The organism is Parendozoicomonas verongulae, from assembly GCF_009711465.1.
Taxonomy (GTDB): Bacteria; Pseudomonadota; Gammaproteobacteria; order Pseudomonadales; family Endozoicomonadaceae; genus Sansalvadorimonas; species Sansalvadorimonas verongulae.
In genome coordinates this window covers 1-1,535 of record NZ_SMME01000682.1, presented here as the reverse complement: position 1 = coordinate 1,535, position 1,535 = coordinate 1, and the positions used below count along the sequence as shown (strand labels likewise).

General features: G+C 51.5%; 2 protein-coding genes. Both read right to left on the bottom strand.

Annotated features, from left to right (window positions below):
• Window positions 1-252, bottom strand: a 252-nt coding sequence (locus tag E1189_RS25070) for a hypothetical protein (RefSeq protein WP_230460076.1), incomplete at its 3' end; no start/stop codon positions are given.
• 87 nt (window positions 253-339) lie between these two features.
• On the bottom strand, window positions 340-1,535 hold a 1,196-nt coding region (locus E1189_RS02775; RefSeq protein WP_230460075.1), incomplete at its 5' end, for a hypothetical protein.

Below are 1,535 nucleotides of genomic sequence, written 5' to 3'. Positions count from 1 at the left end.
ACCTCCGGAGAGTACCTGTCTGCTGTTCTTATCAATGGGGGCTAAGTTCGTTGGCTTTAGCAAAGAGTAGAGCCGATAGCTGTCTGAACTCGTGCTCCTTTTTCTCTTTGATGCCCAATTAATTGCAACCCGGACTGCGGCCAGGTGGATAAAGGCGGTAGCAATGGCCCAGTTGCCTGAGGCAAGAGTCGCCCAATGTAACGCCTTCTCCAGAAGATCCGACCGCTCGAGCAAGGTGTTCTCCGTTGTCATTCATTCCTGAAGGTTTCGGCAGCTGATACACAGGCAGGTTTCGAATCATGTAAACGACTGTGCATCGAGATGTGGTGCTTCAAACTGTCACCGTTCACCCATATCAATGAGAATGGTTGCTATACCCTGTTCAATCTCCTCGTTATTACAGGGTGCGTTTACCATCCCTCCGGCTGCTCGGGTGCGCAGCCGGGTATAGATGTCCAGAGCTCTTCTCAGATTATTCATGCCGCCCATGAGCTGGAGGTGTTTGCCCAGAGCCAGCTCGATCTCTATGTCATCACTGGGGATATTCATCTGCCCCCTGGTCGCTTGGGTGCGCAGCCGAGTGTAGATGTCCAGAGCTCTTCTCAGATTCTCCGTGCCGCCCATGAGCTGGAGGTGTTTGCCCAGAACCAGTCCATTGGTTTTCATTGCACCGAGAGATGTTGAGAACCTTTCATAAAGGAGCTGGAAAAGTGGCAAAGCTTCAATGAGGCGGCCTTTCGCTTGTAAAGCCTGGGCTTTTGCCTTTATCACCCCTTTGTTGTTTCGAAACGCCGGTGGAAGAGAATTGACGTACTCAATACACCCATCAAAATCATTTAGATGAAGTAAAGCTCGGGCTCTTAATTGCACAACACGGACGTAGCAAGACGGTCTTCCCGAGTATTTTGTTAATAACGCCTCTGTCCTGGCTAATACTCTTTGAGGGTTGGTTATCAGCTGGCTGAAACACTCATCTATGTCGCGACCTGACGGTACAGAGAAGCCTTCCAATTCGTGCGGGGGGTGATAACTGCCTGGGCCTGGAGGGCTGTGTATACCGGGGTTATCAGGCGCCTGCCGGAGCAGACTACTCCTCAGACCTATAATGGTAGCCAGCAGCCCTTCGGTACCGTTGGTGCGCAGCCGGGTATAGATCTCCAGAGCGGCTCTCAGGTTAGCCATACCATCCATGAACTGGAGATGTTGAGCCAGGGCCAGTTCGATGTCCCTGTCATCACAGGGTACGTTTGCCTGCCCTCCGGCTGCCAGAGTGCGCAGCCGGGTATAGATCTCCAGAGCTGCTTTCAGATTATCCGCGCCGCCCATAAGCCGGAGGTGTTTGGCCAAAGCCAGCCCATTGGTTTTTTTATCATCGAAAGATTCTGAGTCCCTTTCATAAAGGGCCTGGAAAAGAGGCAATGCTTCAGTGAGATGATCGTTCGCCTGTAAAGCCTGGGCTTTTGCCATCATCACCCCTTGAATATTTTGCAAATCCTGTGGAAGAGAATTGACGTATCTGATGCACCCATCAAAAT